This window comes from Vibrio sp. 2130-1 (assembly GCF_033339515.1).
Genome location: NZ_JAWOUT010000013.1, coordinates 105180 through 130085, shown reverse-complemented (window position 1 = coordinate 130085; position 24906 = coordinate 105180). Strand labels below are relative to the sequence as shown.

Genomic DNA, 24906 nt, shown 5'->3' with positions numbered 1-24906 from the left:
GAGTCACAACAATTTTAAAATCATACAAACGGAAACATCTTGATGCAAAAAACCATTCGTACCATGCCAACCCATAAACATGTGGCTTTGGTTGCTCACGACAACTGCAAACCTGAGCTACTTCGCTGGGTAAAAGAAAACAAAGAAAAGCTACAGAGTCACTTCCTTTACGCAACTGGCACGACAGGACACATGCTGAGTAAAGAAACTGGACTTGCGATCAAGAGCATGATCAGTGGTCCGATGGGCGGTGATCAACAACTAGGCGCTCTCATTTCAGAAGGCAAAATCGACGTTCTCGTTTTCTTTTGGGATCCACTGAATGCCGTACCTCACGACCCAGACGTTAAAGCGCTTCTTCGTATTGCTAGTGTTTGGAATATTCCTGTAGCAACGAACCGAGCCACCGCTAAGTTCCTGTTTAACTCCCCTCTTCTTGAGCAAGAAGTAGACATCGAAGTGCCGGATTACGAAGCCTATCTTGCTGAGCGTATGTAAGCTTTGATGCCAACCAAATAAAGCAAAGGCGATACCAAGTATCGCCTTTGCTGTTTTTAACATTCTAAACGCTGCATTTAACGGGAAGTCACGATGGGATAGTCACCATTAACGAGCTCTTGAACGAACGCAGACCCCGCACCAGTATGCGTGATCCAAACCTTCTCTTTTGCACGTGTAATCGCCACGTAAAATAGCCTGCGCTCTTCTGCGTAAGGGAATTTGTCTTTGGACTCCGTCAACGCACCATCAATGTGAATTTGCTTCTTCTTAGCGGGGAATTGCCCCTCATCCACAGAAAGAATAATCACAAAGTCAGCTTCGCGTCCTTTACTCGCATGGCAAGTCATAAAGCGAATATCGAGATTAGGGAAACGTCGCAACCAATCGTCGAACAAATCGGGCTTGTGATAATGGTTACGTCCTAGCAATAAAACTGACTTGGTTTGCTTGGCTTGTTGATTCAAGTGATCCAAGATCTTTTCCACTTGATTGCTCGGCGCGGTATGTACGCTCTTCTGCTTGCGTTGTTTGTGGCTGTTTAGTGTTTTCGGCAACTGCGATGGGTTTTGCTGCACGAATGTATTCGCTACATCACCAATCTGATTGTTGAAACGATAAGTTGTATCTAAGTGATGAACGGTTGAGTGAGCAAAGCGTTCTTTAAAGCCAGTGATAAGATCGACATCCGCTCCTGCAAACTGATAGATCGCTTGCCAATCGTCGCCAACAGCAAATAACGTCGCACCTGCTTGTTTCTGAGTGGATTCACACAGTGCTTCAATCAATGCCAGACGGTCTGGAGAGATATCTTGATACTCATCGACCATAATAAAGCGCCATGGCGAGACAAACTTTCCTTTATTCACATAATCTGTCGCACGACTGATCATGGTTGGGAAATCCACTTGGTTGCTTTCTTTAAGCATTTTCTGCCACGCTGTAAAACATGGCCAGCATAAGGCGAGTTCACTATTTAAACGCGTATAGTCTTGGTGGTTTACGAGCTTTTCTTGTACTTGCTTTTTGGTCAACCCTACCGCCGCTAAATGAGACAGCTGCGAATCTAGCCAAGCGATCAGTTTTGGATTTTCTGAATGGCTTCCTAACTCATCATCCCCTTTTAGGTACGCAATCGGCCATTTGTCTAAATGTTTTTGCCAACGTTTAAAGTTGGTGGGTGTCATCCAATGTTTTTTCAACCAGTCTACACACCATGCCGTTCGTTGATTTTCGTCCAACGCTAAAGGGCTAATTTCGACAGGTTGCTGTTCGACTTGTTTAAGAATATACAAGCCCAACTGATGGAATGTGTTGACGCGCACACCGTCTGCCGCCATGCCCACTTTATCTACTAAGCGTTCTTTCATTTCAGTCGCCGCATCACGACCGAACGCTAACATGAGAAGCTCTTCTGCTTGAGCCTGATGGCTTTGCAACAAATAGGCAACTCGTGCGGTTAAAACGCTGGTTTTGCCCGAGCCGGCACCAGCAAGAACTAAGTTGTGGTCGTCGTTGAGTAATACCGCATATTGCTGGGATAAATTCAAAGGAGAGGATTCAATTTGATTAAACAGCACTTCCCAATTTGGACGTTCTGCTTCTAGCCAATCGCGATTACGCTCACCAAGCGCCTCAGAGGTATCAATGAGCCAAGGCTCTATTTGCGACATACGATTCGGCATTCGCATTTTGGCTTCTTCTAGGGTGGTTTTCATCTCGCTTAACTCTTGGTTAAGACTTTCAACCCAGGAGACCACTTGAGAATGCGATAAGTAAGCAGGCAAGTGCTTTAGTTTGTAAAGCTCTTCTTCCCACTTAGGTAGATACTCAGCCAGTTTTCGGCACTGAGTGTTGTGCCACTCTTGATATTGACGAACGGCCTCAAGCGCGAACTTTCGGCATTGTGGCCACGGTAAACCTTGGACTAGCCAGCTTTGTTGTTTGCCTTCGTGTTCATGAGCAAAAAACTGTAAAGAGCTCCATAATAACCCACGCTTTACGCTAACTTTGCCATTCCAGATCGTAAAAGGAATATGTTCTTCACTGCCTATCGAGCTTAATAAAACACTGTTCTCTTTTATTTCGACGTGATGGTACTCATTTTGAATAAAAAACTGTGCTTTGCTAGTGGCAGTAAGCTGCATGAAACGTGCGCCTTTTAGTTTAGAAGTTGTCGATTTATATCATTTTAAGGCGCTAAATTGTAGCAACGGCGAGCTCCTAAGTAAGCTTCTTCTTCTATTCTTTAATAAAATTCACATTACTGTCGATTTAATAACCTAAAGCTGAGGTTATTTGAAGCTGGCTTTACAATCCTCAATACATGACCTGGCAGCTTTAATATAAGTCAATGACATCCCTGCTGATTTTATCAGCAACCACGAATTTTTCTTAAAGTAAATCATAAACGCGCTATAGTGGGTCTGGTAGTATTCCCCCTGTTCTTCATCGGAAACATAAGGCGCATTGTGCAAGCAACTTCTAAATTTCGGCTATATTGGGCAAACAAGACGATAAATTACAGCGTTCTTATCCTCATTACCTTACTGGGTGTGGTTATCCCAACTTGGTACTTCGAGCAAAACACGCTGATAACGCCATTAATATTAGGCGTTATTGCTGCTGCTTTGGCTGAAAGTGATGACAGTTTCACTGGACGCATCAAGGCTCTGATTCTCACCTTTCTCTGTTTTGCGCTTGCTGCTTTTTCAATTGAAATCTTGTTCGATACTCCATGGGCTTTTGCGTTGGGATTATTTATCTCAACCTTCGGCTTCATCATTCTTGGGGCGATAGGTCCTAAGTACGCGAGTATTGCTTTTGGTTCGTTGCTGATCGCTATTTATACTATGCTTGGCGCACATGAAAGCACCAACATTTGGTTTCAGCCACTACTGCTTTTGACTGGTGCCGCCTGGTATTACTTCATGTCCATGATTTGGCAGATATTTTGGCCTCTTCAACCGGTGCAACAAAGCTTAGCCAATGTGTTCTTCCAAATGGCGAATTATCTTGATGCGAAAGCCAAGCTTTTTCACCCTGTGACCAACTTGACGCCACAACCGCTGCGGATTGAAGCTGCAAAATGCAATGCTGCCACGGTTACGGCACTAAACGTTTGTAAAACCACATTACTTAACCGATCGAAACGGGGTCACATTGATGGGCCTAGTGACCGATTTTTAAATATTTATTTCATCGCTCAAGACATTCACGAACGCGTCAGTTCTAGCCATTATCGCTATCAGGATTTAGCGACCGAATTTGAACGTTCTGATGTGCTGTTTCGTTTTAAATATCTTTTGGAGTCTCAAGCCCAAGCGTGTCGTGATATTGCACTAGCCATTCAGCTAGGAAATGAATACTCCCATACCGATCAATCTATTCTGGCATTAGCTGAAGTACAAAACTCTCTTGCTTATCTAGAAGAACAAAAGCAAGGGCACTGGAAACGTCTGCTGATGCAGTTAACATATTTATTCAATAACTTAGCGACGGTAGAAAAACAACTTAATAACATTAACAACCCAGATGTTGAAGGCCTCGAAGAAGATACCCTCGCCGATACCAACCCACACACGCTAAAAGCGATGTGGCAGCGTATATCAGCAAATTTACACAAAGATTCGATGCTGTTTCGGCATGCATTACGTATGTCAATTGCCTTAACGATTGGCTATGGAATCATTCAAATATTCAACATCGACCGAGGTTACTGGATACTCTTAACCACTTTATTCGTATGCCAACCGAACTACAGTGCCACTCGCCAAAAATTGACGGCGCGAGTAATAGGTACATTAGCTGGTTTGTTGATTGGTGTACCATTGCTGACTTTTTTCCCTTCTCAAGAAAGCCAGTTAGTATTTATCGTTATCTCTGGTGTGATGTTTTTCGCCTTCCGGATGAACAACTATGGGTACGCGACTGGTTTTATTACACTGCTCGTCCTCTTCTTATTTAATCAACTAGGTGAAGGTTACGCAGTTGTCCTTCCTCGACTAGCAGATACCCTCATCGGGTGTGTGCTTGCAGTAGGAGCTGTGTTAGTTATTTTGCCCGACTGGCAGTCGAGAAGGCTTCACAAAGTTATGTCGGATGCGATAGAGGCGAACAAGCAGTATCTCGATCAGATCATTGGTCAGTATAGAATCGGCAAGAAAGACAATTTGAGTTACCGTATCGCTCGCCGCCAGGCCCACAATAATGATGCCTCACTCTCTTCTGCGATTAGTACGATGCTGGCGGAGCCTGGCAAATATCGCGCAGCTGTTGATGAAAGTTTTCGCTTCCTAACGTTAAATCACGCAATGTTGAACTATATTTCTGCATTAGGCGCGCACAGAACTCGCATCGAAGATGAGTCAATTCATAAACTCGTTTTAGATGCTCACCGTTGTATTCATCAGCATCTGGATGTACTTCATAAACAGCTTCACCAGCATTGTGAGGAGTGTGACCTATCTAACATTGATGATGCTGGACTCGAGCAACGCTTAAACGAATGGCGCGATGAAGACGACAGCTCTGCCCGCATGGTATTGCAGCAACTTCATCTTATCTATCGCATGCTCCCAGAGCTTCATTCACTTGCTAGTAAGTTTGCCGTCAGGGTAAGTTAGTAACATTCAAACCATATGTAAGAGGGAAGCGCTATATCGCTTCCCTTTTTCTTTTTACGTTTCCATCTACCCCAAAGTGGGTAATTATGTACCTTCTTAGGAAAAATCTGACGTATCACTTAACACACCTTGACAATATTCGGACAAAAAGCAATCGATCAAATTCTAATCTATTTTGGTTGAATAAATATGTTGTATCCAAAGGATGAAGAATTTCGGGCAACGACGGATAAACCGAATCACGACGAAGGTATTGAGATGAACGCACAACAATTTAATGAACTTAAGCAAAAGCTCAGTGATTTAACGGCAAGTCAGTTAAAGTCATTACAAGGTGAGATCAGCGTGAAACTAAATAAAGCGCAAAAACCGGTTCTATCTGGTGAAGAAAGAGAAATGCTTGCCAAACTGTTTGCCTAATCAAGTCATTGATATAAAACACTTGAACGTTTTATAAACTCCACCTATGCTCTCACTATCATAATGTTGGGAGTAGTGATATGCCTGTATCGGGAATTCAATCTGGACACCACATCGTTCAGATGTCACAACAAATGGCCGAGAAAGCTGCACATGGCATTAGCAATAATGTAAGTAAGGTAAAAGAAGAGCTTTCTGATCACAACATCGATTTAGCTGCGGTTGCGGATGTCGCAATAACAGCCTCAACACCTAGCCTTCCCTCTCAAAAAGTTGAATCTCTCATCAACCTCGCACAAGCCGCTGGTTATAACCGAGTTGGCGCGTCTGTCATAGAGAAAAACAATGAAATCATTGGCAGCTTGCTAGACATCCACGTTTAGGCGATTTAACGTCAAATTATCGCTATTTTAATTTCCAACTATCACTATAACGTCGTAACAAGATAACCCCTTTGCTTCGTTCTTGCTTTCTATTTCGATTCAAATATCTCCTGTTTAAAATCAAGCGTTCCCGAAAAAATGGGCGGCTTATCAGAGCCGCCCATTTTTGTGTTATATACAGGTTTATCCGTTATCAATAACACCGTTGTTCAGCAATGACTCTACAATCTCATTGGAGCTGAGACCGTTGAAGTCGATTGAAGTACCTAAGTTTTCCACGACAATAGTCTGTTGAACATTTGCATCCGTCGTAATGTTCAGAGAAACACTTTCCGTCGATGCATCGTAGTCTGCTGAAATGTGACCAAGCAGATCATCCATGTCGATCATTGAGTTATTGAGATCAGAGATAACTTCACGTAAATCGATACTGTCTTCGTTAACAGTGAAGTCAGTAATGGTATCCACTGCCCCTTCATCAACGGAATCTACCGTCCACTTGAAGATATCGCTGCCGTCTCCACCCGTTAAGATATCTGAACCTAAGCCACCGATAAGCACGTCATCACCATCACCACCCAGAATAACGTCGTCACCGTCTCCACCAATCAAGTTGGTACCTGTGTCTCCGCCGACTAAATAGCTGTCGTCCACTGCGGTTGACTGGTCAATATCGTCGCTATCACTACTCACATTCAAACTAATTTGGACAGGTGAAGACTGCGCTTCATCGCCATTAGATTCCGTTGATATCGCCGTAAGCGAAATATCGTAAGAACCGACATCAATACCACTGTTAGTATCTGTTGCGACAATTTCTAGCGTATCAATTTCATCGCTTGGTACTGTCCAAGTGGTACCATCGAAGCTAATGCCTGATGGAGAAACGCCACTTGTTACCTCAGCACTAGCTGGTACGCCCGTTAGCTCCAAAGACAGCACCTCGTCAATATCAGTAAGCGCCGCCATGATTCCGACAATCGCTAAACCTTGACTGCTCGCGGTTTGGCTAGCCGCAATTTGACGAATGTAATTAAACTGAGGATTGATACTCAATGTAGGTGCATCAGCTACAGGTGTCACATTGATAGTGAAGTCTTGATTCGCTTCCAATGCGGTACCCGATGCATTTTCGAAGTACACGCCGTTGTCTTCGACTTTCACCGATAAAGTGATTGAAGCTGCGTTGACATCTCCTGCATCCACAAATACCCCCTCAGAAGCGTCTGTTGCTCCAAGAACGGAGTTAATATTATCTGGTGTGCCCATTAGGGTGATTTCACCAGCCATCCCCGCCCCAACAGTCACACCACTACCTGCTGGCGGCTCGACACGAAGGTCGCCCTCGGTAACTGTAAGAGTCACGGTCATGCTTTCATTTGCTTGTGCGCCCGCAAAGTCGACGTCACTCACACTAATACCCGTTATTTTCTGGCCATTGGCTTCGTTGATCGTATCCGTTACCGACGTTGCAGTGATTTCAGGTGCGTCATTGGTCGCTTCAACATTCAACACTGCTGTGCCCGCGATTGTAATTGGGTCTGGAGCGCCGTTAGTTGTTCCGTCATCTGTGATTTCATAAGTGAAATTAACGTCACCAAAGAAATCTGCTGCGGGTTCAAACGTCCACTCTGTCGCACTCACTTGAGTCAGCGTGCCGGAAGTTGGGTCCACTAACGCAACATTATCGACGGTCAAGTTGTCTGACTCAGGATCACTTGCGTTGCTCAGCAACTCAGTAGCCGTAATAGTTACCGAACCACCATCTTCTTCGGTACTACTCAACGTTACCTCTGATGTTACCGGTGCATCGTTCACCTCAGTGACTTCGAAGGTCGCCGTTCCTGACACCGTTTGAGGATCTGAAACACCGTTCGTTGTACCGTTGTCGGTAATGTCGTAGGTCAAATCGACCTTGCCGTTGTAGCCAGGCGCAGGAGTAAATGACCATGTACCTGTTACGTTGTCGAAATCCAATGTGCCGCTGCTTGGATCAACCAACTGGACATTGCTCACCATCAAGGTGTCGTTTTCAATATCAGACGCATTCGCCAACAAATCAGCTTGGGTAATATCAACCGCCGTACTGTCTTCTGCGATATCAGAAAGTGTCACTTCAGGCGTCGTTGGAGCATCATTGACTTCCGTTACGTTGAACGATGCGCTGCCGTTAACCGATTTAGGATCGGATGCACCATTTGTCGTGCCATCATCTGTAATGGTGTACGTGATTTCAACTGGACCGTTGTAATCTGGTGCTGGGGTAAATTCCCACTCTCCCGTGCCACTGTTGAAAGTAATGCTGCCCGAATTCGGATCCGTTAACTGAACATTGCTGACCGTGAGGTTATCGTTCTCTACGTCTGTCGCATTCGCAATAAGATCCGCTTCAGAGATGGAGAACACACCACTGTCTTCTTCAATATCCGGTAGCGTCACTGGCGTAGTTTCTGGGGTATCATTCACCGCTGTTACTTCAATATTGAAGCTGCTGCTGTTGGTATTTAGGGTGTCATCTACCCCACCAATTACGATACCTTCATTACCTTGGTCATCGACTGTCACGTCCACCTGAACGTCACCAAAGAAGTTCAGCTCTGGGTTAAACTCAATCAGACCGTCTGCAATGGCATTGTTTAGATCGGCCACTGTGCCTTTCAGTTCAACGGAGTCCGTACCATCACCGCTCACGGTTAGGTTGTAAGTAGCGATGAGCGTTGGATTAAGCTCCAAGATACCGCTGTCGACGTTCACATTGAGTACGTATTCAGCATTCGGATCATCGAGTACGGCATCAATATCGGTAATGCTGAAACCATCAAGCAGCATTGGCGTATCTTCTGGTGCTTCCACATCCACGGTATTGACGAACTCTGGACGATCGTTCACTGCTTCAACATCAACAGTGACATCAAACTCCTCTGCGGAGCCCAAGCTTTGACTGCCATCGAGCCCAGTATCAACGGCTTGCACTTTGAAATGCAGCGAACCATCCCATGAGTTATCGTTGCGATCACCAGAATTAAACACCACTTGATCCAAGTCTTGAGCATTGATTTCTAAGACAAAAACGCCGCCGCCTTGGTCAGTAAATACTGTCCCATCAGGTAATGAAACGCTCGCCCCATCAGGGACATTTGAGACCTCAACTCTCAGCGTCTCTGGATCATTTTCCTGGTAGTTTGCACCATCTCCGATGGACTCTTTGTTATCAACCACTAACGCATTTACATTAATAACAATGTCTTCGCCCTCATTACCTGCAGCCGAAGTGTCGGGGTTCACATCAACATCATCACCAATAGGATTGACAATAAGCGTAAAGTTGTTGTTTCGTTCCGTTGGAACTTGTAGCAACTCCTCTTGAATGAAGACCGTAATACCTATCTCAGCCTCGCCACTAAAGTGTTTTGGCGGTTTAATTTGGATGTCACTCAGGTCAATGGACGTCTGAGTGAGATCTTTTAGTTGAATACTCCATTCGCCCCCACCGTTGTTCTTAACAACATAATCAGAGGAATTGGATTTAACGATAAAATCATCAGGAAGTCCCGTTAACTTGAGTGAAACGAAACTCTCAGAACCGTCATTATCGTTTAGGCTGATCGAAACACCAGAGCCCGATTGATTCAGCGAAATTAAAGTATCTTCGTCACCAATCACCGTGATTGGCTGCGTCGGATCGGCACCTGTAATGGTAATGTCATCAACGACTGGCGTAACTTCAAATGTGACATCGTCAGTGAAGGTTCTTACATCTATATTATCGCCAGAGTTATTCAAGATAGACTGATCAAACACAGCTTCATCAGTAATTTCTCCCTCGATATTAATCTTGACGGTATTTTGGCCACCACCTACGGGGTAATTTTCTTTTGGCTTAAACAGAACATTGTCAAGCGCACCAGCTAAAATCTCAGCTTCATTAAACTCAATACTGGTTCCTAAGCTGTTACCATTGGCATCAACAAACTCACCTAATGTTGTGTCATCAAGCTCTAACTTGATGTTCGTTAGTGTTTCTCGACCACCTTGAGTGTTGTTAAATTGATCGGCAAAATCAACACTTAAGTTAAGTTGGATTAAGCCATCTTCGTAACCGACACCATCCGCCGTGGGAACGTCGTTATTTAGATCAGTTACAGGTTGTTTGTTTGCATCCAAGCCGAAAGTACCAACGATATCTACTTTTACATTCGGTGTGACATCGCTATCCAACGGCTGATCCCCGGCTGAACTCGGAACGTCTGCAACCGGTAAAACCTGAACTGGAAACTGGACATTATTTTCTTTTTCATCACCGGACTCAGTGTCTTTAGTGACGAACCGAATTGGTAATTCGAAATCACCTGCGTAATCTTCTGCCAAGTGCATCGTCAAACCATCAAGGCCAGTAATATTTCCACTCGCATCGATATGGGCTTGGAACACGTATTTGCCATTGACAAAGTCGATATCCGTCCCCGTAATCACCAAACCAGGAGGAATGCCAGGAGCTGAAGGATCGACGATAATAGTCAAGACATCCTCCACGCCATCTGCATTAATCGCATCAACTTTCGACGTTAACTGAGCACCAAGGTTGATAGAATTATCTTCCAACGCTTGAATTTGGACATCATCAGCCACCTGAATCTCTGCCGCTACACTCATTTGCGGTGTGAGAACGGTAGGAAATTCAAGTGTCACATCCGTTTGGCGCATGACCGTCGCATCTTTTTCGTTGCCCAAATCTTCGCCCAAATCATTCACTTCTGCGTAAATGGTTAAGCCAATTTGAGAGAGACCGCCGTTATCGCCATCGTCGCTGTCATCGTTTGGTGTTAAATCAAGACCAGACGGCGCTTTAATTGAGAAGTTATCTTCATTGGTTACTGTCCAACGACCCCCACCTTCATTTAGTGCACCGACGATAACCAATTGGTTGAGGATCTCAGGGTCCACATTGTGAAATTGAACAACAAGTTGAGTCACCACTTCATCTGAAGACGCATCAAACTCTTGATATTTAATGATATGAGCACCAGATTCGCCCCCCAAAGAAGTGTTGATCGTAAAGTCAATGTTACCTTGATCGTCTGACTTCACGATATCGGTAGCACCACCACCACTTTCAGTGACAAGCAGACGGGTTTGGTCATCTATTGCCCCCGTCTTATCCTCTGGCTCAACGATTGGATTAACTTGGACATTCACCGTACCATTGATGGTTTTCTCAGCGATACCTTCACCGGGATTCGAAGCGTCAACATATTCATGGTCAATCTCTTTCACAGTGACGGTCGTGGTCAAGTCAAAGTCAGTACTTGAATCCTGCTCCAACTGGACTTGAACATAGCCACTTTGAGAGATTCTAGCGGAAAAATCTTGCTCTGATTCACCGGCTTGCGGTGAAAGCGTTAGTGTTCCAGAAACAAGCGTTTGTGCCACACCATCTACATAGACCGTGCTGCCTGGAGGAAATCCAGAGATGGTTACATCACTAAAGAATTCATCGGTATCAGGGCTTTGTACGAGCGTCGGTTTCCAATCGATGTCAAAGCGCGTATCTTCATCTCCCTCCGATCGAACAACGTAGTTATCTTGGGCGTCAATAACGGGTTCGACCTTGATCCTTACCTCTCTTTCAATCACACGACTATGACCATCATTCTCGGTAACAATGATCGTCCCTGTAATCGCAATGTTTTCAGTTGAAGAGGCTTCCGGAATAATTTGAATACCGGAATTAAAATTCAGCCCAGTGATGTTTGCTTCGTAAATCGGTTGACCGTTACCATCATAGCCAACAAAGGTGAGGTCAACGCTTGAGCCGTCTGAATCTACGACACGAACACCGTCGGGGATGTTGGACAGGATAACAGTAATGGCTTCTGAATCATCCTGTGGTCTATCGGCAACTTCACCAGATACAACCGAGAAGTTAAGGTTTACAACACCATTCTCTTCGATAGTCGTCTCTATCCCGGCCACATCTCCGTCTACGAACCGGTTCCAAACGTTCCCCGCGTCAATTAATACCGTGTCTGGTATGTCAGCAACACCTTTTACACCAACGATGACAGTCTTACTGCCCAGTGACAACACATCTTCTGTCGTACCGGTAGACAATGATGCTGTGTCTTTCACAATGCCTTCGACATTGAAAGTAAAGTCATCATTGCTGTGCAACGGAGGAAGAACTTCGACGTTCGCTAATTCAGACTCTGGCACTTCGTAATAAAGTATATTGCCGCCTGAATCGGTCACTTCTACTATCTGACTTGGGTTTGCTGAGTCCAGCCACACCAGAGTAACCCCATCAATTGAGAAGTTAGAAATGCGCACAAATAACGCTTCAGAACCATCTAAGTCCGCTGATGGTTTCATGGTGATCACTTCACTTAATTGGAGTGGGTCGTGATCAGTGACAGGGTCTACCGTATTTTGAGTTCGAGCGTTATCCTCAAACACATTAATTCGATTTACAGTAAAACTACCTTTATCCGCAACTGGGTTTACATCAATAATGATGGTTTCGGTTTCTGAGCGAGCGGTATCTTTCCCAAGCAGTGGATTGTTGTTTTCCGTCGTAATAGCGGTGACATCAATTCTGATTTCGCCCGAGAAGTTATCTATCGGATCAACTTGAACTTCATCAATTCGGCTTGCATCCACCAGATAAACACCACCGGATTTTGGTATCGCACTACCATCTGAATAGACTAACTCTGCGTTACCTTCTCCTTGTGTAAAGACAAGCTCGTACACAATGCCTTCTGGGTTACTAGTGTCTTGGGTTTCAGCCGTGATGTTAAGTGCGACATTGTTTCCATCTTCATCAACCGAGTAGTTAAATTCGCTGCTTGCCGTCCACGTTGCAATATCTGCGACGGCAGCAACTTCAATGTCTAAACGACCATTAATCGTATGATCTGGCGTACCATTGTTAAGAATTTCCACGCGGATACGAGGATCGATACCAGAAGCATCGGTTGATGTATGACGATCTGGTACGAAGTACAAGTTATCTAACGAGACAAGCTCACCATTGAATGACTGCTCAACATTTGATGCGTCGAGAACAACCGTATTGCCCACAGATGTTAATTCAATGTAGTTGCCACTGCCGTCTCTGTAGTAGAACGTACCGTTGTGAGTATCAGCATCTCGAATAGTGATGTCACCTAAGCTCTCGTTACGGTCGATATCGTGTAAATTGATAACCAAGTCGACTTTCGCAGGGCTAACATCCAGCGTCGACAAGTTGTCCTGAGTATTTGCAGAGTCAACGCCCACAACGACACCATCACGCCCTTGGTCTTCGAACGCAGTAACGGTAGACGTGTCAATTTGCGCATTGCGGTCTCTTATCGAGATATCCACATCGGCATCTGCGATATCGCCATCACCATCGGTTGCAACAACGTTGATGGTGAAATCAATCGAGTCGGTTTCGGTATGGTCAAGGTCGTCATTCGGACGGAATGACACACTGCCATCGGTTCGAACAACCAAACGACCGATTTCAGTATCCACTCCGTCAAGAACCTTGTGAACAAATACGACTTGGTCGCTGCCGTTCAAATCGACAGAATCAGAATCAACACCATTTTGCTTAAAGTAAATGCCTGAATCATCAGCCGAGAATGAAGTCACTTGTGCGCCGTCAGCACCAAGGTCATCATCCCCCTCTACAGGGTCTCGGAATAAACGAACCGTGCGGCTGCCTTGCCCCTCAACACGCGAAATAGATGCATCGTGCAAGGTTGGAACATCATCGGTAATCGTCACTGGTAAGTTAATACCTGCCGTATCACCATCGACATCGGTCGCAAAGACTGGGAGATCAAGTATGAGTGTATCTTCGCCTTGAGTTGAGTGATCTAGCGCACCCTCAAGCGTAAACTTGTAAGAGCCGTCAGCGTTCAAAACTAGTGTGAACACTGAGTTACCATCAGGTGTTTGACCTTGATAAGTAAAGTTGTTGTTGCTTACCGCGGTTTGAACTAACGTCACCGCAAAACCACCTGAAGTTACTCCTGGTATCGGGTTAGAAGTAAGATCCAGCTGATAAGAGACAACGGTATCTGCCCCTTCCACCGTATCGAAATTGCCCGTTGCTTCTAGGCTGTCTTTGTTGGTTGCCTGAGAGCCGTTGGCAAGGTCATCCTCATCAACAGCCAAAGCATCTGCTGATTTAATTTCGGGAATGTCATCAACTACGGTAATTGGAAGATTCAGTGATGATGACGTGTCACCATCAAAGTCTGTTACTGTAATTGGAATATCAATGACAAGGTTGTTTTCACCTTGAACAGCGTCATGGTCGATTGGTCCCAACAGCTCAAATTGGTAGCTGTCATTATTCGCATCAAGAGACAGCGTGAAGATCTTAGTTGATGTGCCAGTAATAACCGCTTCGTAACTGGTTACTCCACCATTCGTGCTTACTAGATTCAACTCGATGCTGCTGCCGTTCGACGTTAAACCAGACACGACTGCATCGAGGTCTGAAACTTGGTAGCTGACAATCTTGTCTGCACCAGCAACGACCTCAAATCCGCCGTTCAATACCGTTGAATCACTACTTGTCGTGTCAGAGCCACCGGCAAGATCATCTTCATCGACTGTTTGTTGGCTAGTGTCTGTCACTTTCACAATCGCTGGAACATCGTCCACCACTGTGATCGGCAAGGTGATGTTATTGGACACATCGCCGTCAAAATCAGTCGCGTTGACTGGGAAGTTGATGACTAACGAGTTTTCATCGTTACCCGCAGGATGATCAAGTGCACCCAACAGTTCAAATTCATAACTGTCTGCTGAACCATTTAGCGTCAGTTTAAAGACGGTGTCCGTCGTACCTTGTACATAAGCTCGGTACTCAATCACACCATTTGAATTTGAAAATTCAACCAATTCAAGCGGCTGACCACCTGAGGTAAGTCCAGATACAGGTGATGTTAAACTATCCAACTGAAAGCTAACGATAGAGTCAGCACCATCGGTAACCTCAAAATTGCCACCAATGATATTGGATTCTGGCGTGTCGTCTGAACCTTGGCTTGGAATATCATCCTCATCCACAGACAAGGTACTACTAGAGCTAATAGCATCAATGGTTGGCTTGTCATCTACGATGGTCACTGGCAAGGTCGCAGTGATGATATCGTTGTCGCCATCCGTGATCTTCACAGGTAGATTCAACAAAATCTCATCAGAGTTAACCGCGTGATCTAACTGACCAGATAACTCAAAGTCGTATTTACCATCTTGATGAAGTGTCAACGTGAAGACCGTCACTCCACCCGGAGTTTGTCCCACGTAAACAAGCGCGTCAGCAGTTGAAGCACCAACGTCTTGAGAAAGTGTTACCTCTTCTCCACCCGATTTCAGATTCGGGATAGGATTTGAGCTCAGATCCAATTCGAAAGCATCAATACCATCTGCGCTAGTGACTTCGAATTCACCTGATACCGTTAACGGCTCTTTAGTGCCATCAGAACCAAGAGGTAAGTCATCTTCGTCGACACGTAGACTTTCAATATTGGTAACAACTGGAACATCGTCCACAACGGTAATTGGCAATGTGAAGGCTGGTGAAGTATCACCATCATTATCTGTCGCCGTCACAGGGAGGTTAATAACAATCTCGTTTTGCTGATTACCATCTGGATGATCAAGCGGCTTCTGTAAATCGAACTCGTAGGTGTTGTTCGTTGCATCCAACGTCAGTTCGAACACCACTTCAGTAGGATTGCCAGCGACACCTTGGTATACGTTCACGCCGTTTGCGCTAGAAGACAGAACTAAGGTGATAGCTTCACCATCTGAAGTCAGAGAGGCAACAGGCGTGGTCAGGTCACTCAGCTGAATAGAAGCAACTTGGTCAGCACCTTCGGTGATATCAAAAGTACCTGAAATAACAGTATCTTCTGCACTTGCAGCATCCGTACCTGCTGGTAGGTCATCTTCATCAACGGTTTGTTCGCTGCCTGCTAGTAAACCGTCAATGGTCGGAACATCATCCACAACCGTAATTGGTAAGGTGATGTTGTTCGACACGTCTCCATCAAAGTCAGTCGCGTTTATCGGTAAATTGATGACCAGTTCATTTTGGCCATCAGCATTTGGATGATCGAGAGGAGCAAGCAAATCGAACGTGTAGCTATCATCAGAAGCATCGAGGGTTACACGGAATACTGGCGTCGTCGTGCCATCAATACGAGCTTCGTAAACTGAAACGCCACCTGCGTTTGATACTTCAACCATAACCAGAGATTGACCACCAGAGGTCAGGCCTTGTACTGGCGTCGTTAGGTCAGAAACGCTGTACTCGACAATGCCATCAGAACCATCAGTCGCGATGAAGTTACCGGCAATGCTGTTCGACTGTGTACCATCAGATCCGACTGTTGGGATATCATCCTCATCAACCGTTTGCACACTTGTTGCTTCGATTCCGCCAAGTGTCGGCTTGTCATCAACGATCTTGACAGGAATTGTCTCAGCAGAGGTATCGCCATCAAAGTCTGTCGCGATGACTGGGAAGTTGAGCGTTAACTCGTCGCTATCTACTGCGTGGTCGATTGGACCTTCAAGCGTGAAGTTATAGCTACCATCAGTATTCACTGTCAGCGTAAAGACCGCTTCAGTACCCGCCGTCGCCTCGTAAGTAAAGCTACCGTCGCCATTTGCGGTTTCAGCCAATGTGACTGCCACGCCTTGTGATGTAAGGCCAGCTACTGGTGTTGCAGACGCGTCAAGCTGATAACTCACTACTCGGTCAGAGCCTTGTGTGGTGGTGAAGTTGCCATCGATTGAAATTGGGTCAGTCTGGTCTGAGCCAATCGTGCCTAAGTCATCTTCATCAACGGTAATTGCATCGACATCGGTAATGGTCGGCTTATCATCCACGATGGTGACTGGGATCGTTTCTGTGGTGGTATCACCATCAAAATCCGTCGCGATGATTGGGAAGTTCAGTGTCAGCTCATCACTGTCTGTCGCATGGTCGATAGGACCTTGCAGCGTGAAGTTGTATGAACCATCCGTATTAACGGTCAGCGTAAATACGGCTTCAGTTCCTGCTGTCGCTTCATAAGTGTAGCTACCGTCGCCGTTTGCGGTTTCAGTCAGCGTCACTGCCACACCTTGCGATGTTAGACCATCAACTGGCGTTGCAGCAGTATCTAATTGGTAGCTTACTACCCCATCAGAGCCTTGCGTTGTAGTGAAGTTGCCGTCGATTGAAATTGGATCTGCGCCGTCAGAGCCAATTGTTGCTAAGTCATCTTCATCCACACGGATCGCGTCTACGTCGGTGATGGTTGGTTTATCGTCAACGATGGTGACAGGCAGTGTTTCTGTCGAGGTATCGCCATCAAAATCTGTTGCGATAATCGGGAAGTCGATTTGCAGACTGTCGCTGTTCACCGCATGGTCTAGTGGGCCTTGCAGAGTAAAGGTGTAGCTACCATCTGGCTTCACCACCAATTCAAATACGGCATTGCCATCTGCTGTGGCTGTGTAAGTAAAACTGCCGTCGCCGTTAGCAGTTTCAGCAAGCACGACAGGCTCACCATGAGAGGTCAACCCTGCTACTGGATCTGCGGTTGCATCAAGCTGGTATTTAACAACGCTGTCTGAGCCTTCAGTTGTGCTGAAAAAGCCCGACATAAACGCATCATCGTTTTGGTCTGAGCCAATTGTAGCGAGATCATCTTCGTCTACTGTCAGTGGAACAACGTTATTAATGGTTGGAACGTCATCAGTAATCGTGACTGGAATGGTCGCGGTCGTCGTATCGCCATCAAAGTCTGTTGCAATGATTGGGAAGTTCAGTACTAGCTCATCGCTGTTTAACGCGTGATCGATTGGCCCTTCCAGACGGAAGTCATATGTACCGTCAGCATTCACATTCATGGTGAAGACAGGATTGCCATCCGCAGTTGCCACGTAAGTGAAGCTGCCATCGGCATTCGCAGTCTCTACCAAAATAACAGGCTCACCTTGAGAAGTTAAACCTGAAACAGGATCAGAAGTTGAATCAAGTTGGTAGCTCACCACTCGGTCTGAACCTTGAGTGGTCGTAAATGCGCCTTCCACAAACACTGCGTCAGTTTGGTCTGAGCCAATACCTGATAAATCATCTTCGTCTACAGCCAGAGGCACGACATTATCAATGATTGGTGCATCATCCGTAATCGTGACTGGAATGGTTGCCGAAGTCGTATCACCATCAAAATCGGTGGCAATAATTGGGAAATCAATCGTCAGGCTGTCACTGTTAGCTGCATGGTCAATCGGGCCTTGCAGCGTAAAATCGTAAGTGCCATCTGTTGCTACGTTTAACGTGAATACCGGATTGCCGTCAGCGGTCGCAACATAAGTAAAGCTGCCGTCGCCATTCGCGGTTTCCACCAAGGTAATCGCCTCACCTTGAGACGTTAGCCCCGCAACAGGATCAGCAGTTGAATCCAGTTGATAGCTCACCACTCGGTCAGAGCCTTGAGTGGTCGTAAACGCGCCTTCAACGAACAGATCGCCACCTGGGTCTGAGCCCACACCGCTAAGGTCGTCTTCATCGACACTCAACGCATCCACCGCAGTGATGGTCGGAACATCATCAACAATGGTGACTGGAATCGTTTCTGTGACGGTGTCGCCATCAAAATCGGTTGCGATAATTGGGAAGTTAAGTGTCAACTCGTCACTATCAACCGCGTGATCAATTGGCCCTTCAAGCGTGAAGTTGTAAGAGCCATCAGTATTCACAGTCAAAGTAAATACAGGGTTGCCACCCGCTGTCGCTTCATAAGTGAAACTGCCGTCACCGTTTGCGGTTTCTGTTAGCGTTACCGCTACACCTTGCGATGTTAAACCGTCAACTGGTGTTGATGTGCCATCGAGTTGGTAGCTCACCACTCGGTCTGAACCTTGTGTGGTGGTGAAGTTACCATCAATAGAAATCGGGTTGCTTTGGTCTGAGCCAATTGAGGCTAGGTCATCTTCATCAACCGTGATTGCGTCGACGTCAGTAATAACTGGCTTATCGTCCACGATTGTCACTGGGATAGTGGCATTTGTGGTGTCGCCATCAAAGTCGGTCGCGATGATTGGGAAGTTGAGCGTTAACTCGTCGCTATCTACTGCGTGGTCGATTGGACCTTCAAGCGTGAAGTTATAGCTACCATCAGTATTCACTGTCAGCGTAAAGACCGCTTCAGTACCCGCCGTCGCCTCGTAAGTAAAGCTACCGTCGCCATTTGCGGTTTCAGCCAATGTGACTGCCACGCCTTGTGATGTAAGGCCAGCTACTGGTGTTGCAGACGCGTCAAGCTGATAACTCACTACTCGGTCAGAGCCTTGTGTGGTGGTGAAGTTGCCATCGATTGAAATTGGGTCAGTCTGGTCTGAGCCAATCGTGCCTAAGTCATCTTCATCAACGGTAATTGCATCGACATCGGTAATGGTCGGCTTATCATCCACGATGGTGACTGGGATCGTTTCTGTGGTGGTATCACCATCAAAATCCGTCGCGATGATTGGGAAGTTCAGTGTCAGCTCATCACTGTCTGTCGCATGGTCGATAGGACCTTGCAGCGTGAAGTTGTATGAACCATCCGTATTAACGGTCAGCGTAAATACGGCTTCAGTTCCTGCTGTCGCTTCATAAGTGTAGCTACCGTCGCCGTTTGCGGTTTCAGTCAGCGTCACTGCCACACCTTGCGATGTTAGACCATCAACTGGCGTTGCAGCAGTATCTAATTGGTAGCTTACTACCCCATCAGAGCCTTGCGTTGTAGTGAAGTTGCCGTCGATTGAAATTGGATCTGCGCCGTCAGAGCCAATTGTTGCTAAGTCATCTTCATCCACACGGATCGCGTCTACGTCGGTGATGGTTGGTTTATCGTCAACGATGGTGACAGGCAGTGTTTCTGTCGAGGTATCGCCATCAAAATCTGTTGCGATAATCGGGAAGTCGATTTGCAGACTGTCGCTGTTCACCGCATGGTCTAGTGGGCCTTGCAGAGTAAAGGTGTAGCTACCATCTGGCTTCACCACCAATTCAAATACGGCATTGCCATCTGCTGTGGCTGTGTAAGTAAAACTGCCGTCGCCGTTAGCAGTTTCAGCAAGCACGACAGGCTCACCATGAGAGGTCAACCCTGCTACTGGATCTGCTGTTACATCAAGCTGGTATTTAACAACACTGTCCGAGCCTTCAGTTGTGGTGAAAGAACCCGACATAAACGCATCATCGTTTTGGTCTGAGCCAATTGTAGCGAGATCATCTTCATCCACCGTGAGTGGGACAACGTTATTGATAGTTGGAACGTCATCAGTAATCGTGACTGGAATGGTCGCGGTTGTCGTATCGCCATCAAAGTCGGCTGCAATGATTGGGAAGTTCAGAACTAATTCATCGCTGTTTAGCGCGTGATCAACCGGGCCTTCCAGACGGAAGTTGTATGTACCGTCAGCATTCACATTCATGGTGAAGACAGGATCGCCATCCGCGGTAGCCACGTAAGTGAAGCTACCATCAGCATTCGCAGTCTCTACCAAGGTAACAGGCTCACCGTGAGAAGTTAAACCTGCGACAGGATCAGCCGTTGAATCAAGTTGGTAGCTCACCACTCGGTCTGAACCCTGGGTAGTGGTGAACGCGCCTTCAACAAACACAGCGTCACTTTGGTCTGAGCCAATACCTGATAAATCATCTTCGTCTACAGCCAAAGGCACAACATTATCGATGATTGGCGCATCATCTGCGATCGTAACGGGAATGGTTGCCGTGGTCGTATCACCATCAAAATCGGTGGCAACAATTGGGAAATCAATCGTCAGGCTATCGCTGTTGGCGGCATGGTCAATCGGGCCTTGCAGCGTAAAGTCGTACGTACCATCTGTTGCTACGTTTAACGTGAAAACAGGATTGCCATCTGCGGTCGCCACATAGGTAAAGCTGCCGTCACCATTGGCGGTTTCCACCAAGGTAATCGCCTCACCTTGAGACGTTAGCCCCGCAACAGGATCAGCGGTTGAATCAAGTTGATAGCTCACCACTCGGTCAGAGCCTTGTGTGGTAGTAAACGCGCCTTCAACGAACACAGCGTCAGTTTGGTCTGAGCCCACGCCGCTAAGGTCATCTTCATCGACACTTAACGCATCCACCGCTGTGATGGTCGGTACATCATCAACAATCGTGACTGGAATGGTTTCAGTAACGGTGTCGCCATCGAAGTCGGTTGCGATAATTGGGAAATTCAGTGTCAGCTCGTCACTATCAACCGCGTGATCAATTGGCCCTTCAAGCGTGAAGTTGTAAGAACCATCAGTATTTACAGTCAGCGTAAAGACCGCTTCAGAGCCCGCTGTTGCTTCGTAGGTAAAACTACCATCACCATTTGCGGTTTCTGTCAGTGTGACAGCCGCGCCTTGCGATGTTAAACCGTCCACTGGTGTTGCTGAAGCATCGAGTTGGTAGCTCACCACTCGGTCAGAGCCTTGTGTGGTAGTAAAGTTGCCATCAATAGAAATTGGATTGCTTTGGTCTGAGCCAATTGACGCTAGATCATCTTCATCAACCGTAATGGTGTCGACGTCGGTAATAACAGGCTTATCGTCCACGATTGTCACTGGGATAGTGGCATTTGTGGTGTCGCCATCAAAGTCTGTTGCGATGATTGGGAAGTTGAGTGTCAGCTCATCGCTATCTACCGCGTGGTCGATTGGACCTTCAAGCGTGAAGTTATAGCTACCATCAGTATTCACCGTCAGCGTAAAGACCGCTTCACTACCCGCTGTCGCCTCGTAAGTAAAGCTGCCATCAGCGTTTGCGGTTTCAGTCAGCGTAACTGCCACGCCTTGTGATGTAAGGCCAGCTACTGGTGTTGCAGACGCGTCAAGCTGATAGCTCACCACTCGGTCAGAGCCTTGTGTGGTGGTGAAGTTACCATCAATAGAAATCGGGTCAGTCTGGTCCGAACCAATCGTGCCTAAATCATCTTCATCAACAGTAATCGCATCAACATCGGTAATAGTTGGCTTATCATCCACGATGGTAACAGGCAATACGATTTGACTTGTGTCACCATCAAAGTCTGTAGCAATAACGCTAAAATCAAGGGTTAAGCTGTCGCTATTTGCCGCATGGTCAATTGGACCTTGCAGCTCAAAACTGTACGAGCCGTCGGTATTCAAAATTAATGTGAAAACTGCACTGCCATTTGCCGTTGCGCTGTAGGTGTAACTGCCATCTGCATTTTGCGTTTCGGCAATGGAAACGGTTTGACCTTGAGATTGCAGGCCATTTAAAGAATCAGCGTTTACATCCAACTGATACTGTACGACGCCATCAGAACCTTGAGTCGTCGTGAACTGACCTTCAACCAATGTTGGCTGTGATTGGTCTGAGCCTACCGAACTTAAGTCATCTTCATCGACGTTAAGAGCGACAACGTCATTAATAGTTGGCACATCATCAGTAATGGTAACCGGTAGAACAAGTGAGCTGGTGTCACCGTCAAAGTCCGTTGCGACAATAGTGAAGTCTAGAGTTAAGCTATCGCTACCCACAGCATGATCGATTGGACCTTCAAGGGTAAACGAATAAGTACCGTCAGGGTTAACTTGTAAGGTGAAAATAGCGTCCCCTTCTGCCGTTGCAGAATAGGTAAAGCTGCCATCTGAATTGGTTGTTTCCGTCAGAGAGATAGATCGCCCCTGCGATTCCAACCCATTGAGTGGATCAGTGCCGCTCTCTAATTGATAACTTACAACACGGTCTGAGCCCTGAGTCGTCGTGAAGCTACCTTGCGCGAACACAGAGTCGCTTTGATCGGAGCCAATGCTTGATAAATCGTCTTCATCGACGGCTAGCGCATCAACGCCATCAATCGAAGGAACGTCATCTTGAACTTGAATGACAATTTGCGCAGCTTCTGGTGTGTTCGAACCTTCGGTAATAGAGGAGCGGTCACCATCCGCATCTACCGCGTAAACTGGCAGTGAGAAAGTGAGCGAGTCATCGTTAGCACCCGTATGGTCAAGTTGTTCATACAAGTTGAATTGGTATTCGCCCAATGCAGGTGCATCAATCGCCACATCAAATACGGTAATACGCACACCATCCAGCTCAATGAAGCCTTCGTAAGTACGTACGCCGTTACTCTCGGACGCTAGTTCTAGTTGAACAACCTGCCCTTGAGATTGGAGTTCTCCACCAACATTGAACTCTGTAGGTTCCAACTCATAGTGATCAATGATGTCACTACCGACCGCTGTCGTGATCGCCCCAGTACCACTTGTTACTACCGCGCCTTCCTGTGAACCTTGGTCAACACCCGCCTCGTCTAAAGACAATCCCGTCACGTTCTCAATCACTGGATTATCGCCATCAAGGATGGTCATCGTAAAGGTGTTGCTTGCTGTATCTTGGTCAAAGTCGACGATTGTGGTTGGCAAAGAGAGCTCAATCGTATCTTCACCGTTTGTTTGTTCTAACGGCTTAAATTGCTCAAATTGGTAGGTACCATCAGTATTCAGACTGATGGTTAAGACGGTTTCATTCGAGCCAGCAATGGACAAGGTGATAGTACTGCCGTCTTCAGAGAGTACCGCTTCTGTCGCCTGATTATCACTCAATAGGCCATCGAACTGACTAAGTCCTTCTTGATTAAACGTGACCGTTGCCAATTGATCACTACCAATATCAACAAAGGTGCCAGTGATTGGTGTAGAAGAAGATTCAACGTTTTCAAAAGTAACGTTTTGCGGCGCAGGATCATCGCCATCAATAACGGTTGTCGTAAAATCAATAGGCGCTTGAATGCTGTTCCCACCAATATCTGCGCCAGTAATATCAAAAGCGATATTGATTTGATCACCGACGATAGATACTTGGCCATCAGCGATGGACGCCACATGGTCAATACCCTGGCTAATCGTGGTAACGACCTCTAACTCTAAATCACGGCCTAAAGATGTCGCTTCGATCTCGATACGAAGCACTTCGTTACCACCTTGAGTGCCGATAATGGCATTTTGCGCTTCGTCGTAAACGAACGCTACTGGCTGACCACCAGAGGTAATGTCACTATTTAACTCGGTTAACAAAGACTCTAATGAGGACGTTTCAGGTACAAATGAAGCAGTATCAAGTGCGAGATCCCCTGCTTCAACCAGCACACTAGAAGAAATGGTTTGCGGGTAGCTAGATAGAGAAATTGAGCCTTCTGTTACGCTAGATTGCAGTGACTGCCCACCATCAGCAAAGATCGTGACATTCAAACCGTCATCTTCGTCGCGATCATCTTCTCCGCTGCGAGTCGCAGACGTTTCAAAAAAAGTAGACGCGAGTACTTCCGGGTTATTATATTCAACCGTCACGTAGCCAGCATTAGCCGAGCCTTCAGCACCTGCGCCAGCAGCTGTTGCTTCTAAGATAGCGGTAGGGTCAGCTCCGTCTAAAATAGCTTGCTGGATAGCGGCAATATCGTTGGCGTCGAAGTCAGCACTTCCAATAGCCGTTGGGTCAAAAGTCACCAAGCCATTAACTGGAGATTGTACCAATACTGGTTCTAGTGATTCAGAAGAAGGCAAAGGAAGACAAGCAACACAATTTGCATCGACCAGATAAAGCTCATTATTTATCTGTACGTCGAGAGAAGCATTATTTTCTGTGATAATAATCTCGCCAGGTCTTAACTCATCCCCCGCTTTTATGACCTTAACGTTTCCATCCAGGCCCAAAACCAAAACTTCACCTTTGACAGCATTTACAATCGCGCTCTGCGGTACCGTGTGCGTACTCATCTGACCTCCGCTAATGGCTTACGTTTCCCATTAACCTTTTTAGATAATTTCTTATTAATTTAGTGCGGCATACTGCACACCTTTATGCGATTAAACTAAGTATTGAATCATTAAACAATCGATAAATACCCTACTACCGAGCAACATAAGTAAAACTTACTCGTAGTCACAGAAAT

General features: G+C 46.2%; 6 protein-coding genes. 4 read left to right on the top strand and 2 right to left on the bottom strand.

The window, feature by feature from the left end:
- Positions 1-42 precede the first annotated feature (42 nt).
- Positions 43-498, top strand: a complete 456-nt coding sequence (locus tag R7Q09_RS18505) for a methylglyoxal synthase (RefSeq protein WP_005376571.1) — start codon at positions 43-45, stop codon at positions 496-498.
- A 77-nt stretch (positions 499-575) separates the two neighbouring features.
- Here R7Q09_RS18505 and helD read toward each other — a convergent pair whose 3' ends face one another.
- Positions 576-2645 carry a DNA helicase IV gene (helD, locus tag R7Q09_RS18500; protein ID WP_005376572.1) on the bottom strand — a complete coding sequence of 690 codons (2070 nt, stop codon included), beginning with the start codon at positions 2643-2645 and terminating at the stop codon, positions 576-578.
- 324 nt (positions 2646-2969) lie between these two features.
- Between helD and yccS the strand changes: the two genes are divergently transcribed.
- The 3 genes from yccS (at position 2970) to R7Q09_RS18485 (ending at position 5926) form a co-directional block, all read left to right on the top strand.
- Positions 2970-5123, top strand: a complete 2154-nt coding sequence (yccS, locus tag R7Q09_RS18495; protein WP_031781171.1) for a YccS family putative transporter — start codon at positions 2970-2972, stop codon at positions 5121-5123.
- A 189-nt stretch (positions 5124-5312) separates the two neighbouring features.
- Positions 5313-5543: a hypothetical protein gene (locus R7Q09_RS18490; RefSeq protein WP_005376575.1), complete on the top strand. Its 231-nt coding sequence runs from the start codon at positions 5313-5315 to the stop codon at positions 5541-5543.
- Positions 5544-5623: 80 nt separating this feature from the next.
- On the top strand, positions 5624-5926 hold the full coding sequence (locus R7Q09_RS18485) for a hypothetical protein (protein WP_054577819.1): 303 nt from the start codon (positions 5624-5626) through the stop codon (positions 5924-5926).
- Between the two features lie 183 nt (positions 5927-6109).
- On the opposite strand, the gene R7Q09_RS18480 is transcribed toward R7Q09_RS18485, so the two are convergent.
- On the bottom strand, positions 6110-24730 hold the full coding sequence (locus tag R7Q09_RS18480) for a retention module-containing protein (RefSeq protein WP_318071082.1): 18621 nt from the start codon (positions 24728-24730) through the stop codon (positions 6110-6112).
- Positions 24731-24906: the final 176 nt, after the last annotated feature.

Bases quoted from the DNA above. Each gene is read 5' to 3' on its own strand.
- R7Q09_RS18505 (WP_005376571.1), top strand. From the start codon at position 43: ATGCAAAAAACCATTCGTACCATGCCAACCCATAAACATGTGGCTTTG.
- helD (WP_005376572.1), bottom strand. From the start codon at position 2,645: ATGCAGCTTACTGCCACTAGCAAAGCACAGTTTTTTATTCAAAATGAG.
- R7Q09_RS18490 (WP_005376575.1), top strand. From the start codon at position 5,313: ATGTTGTATCCAAAGGATGAAGAATTTCGGGCAACGACGGATAAACCG.
- R7Q09_RS18485 (WP_054577819.1), top strand. From the start codon at position 5,624: ATGCCTGTATCGGGAATTCAATCTGGACACCACATCGTTCAGATGTCA.
- R7Q09_RS18480 (WP_318071082.1), bottom strand. From the start codon at position 24,730: ATGAGTACGCACACGGTACCGCAGAGCGCGATTGTAAATGCTGTCAAA.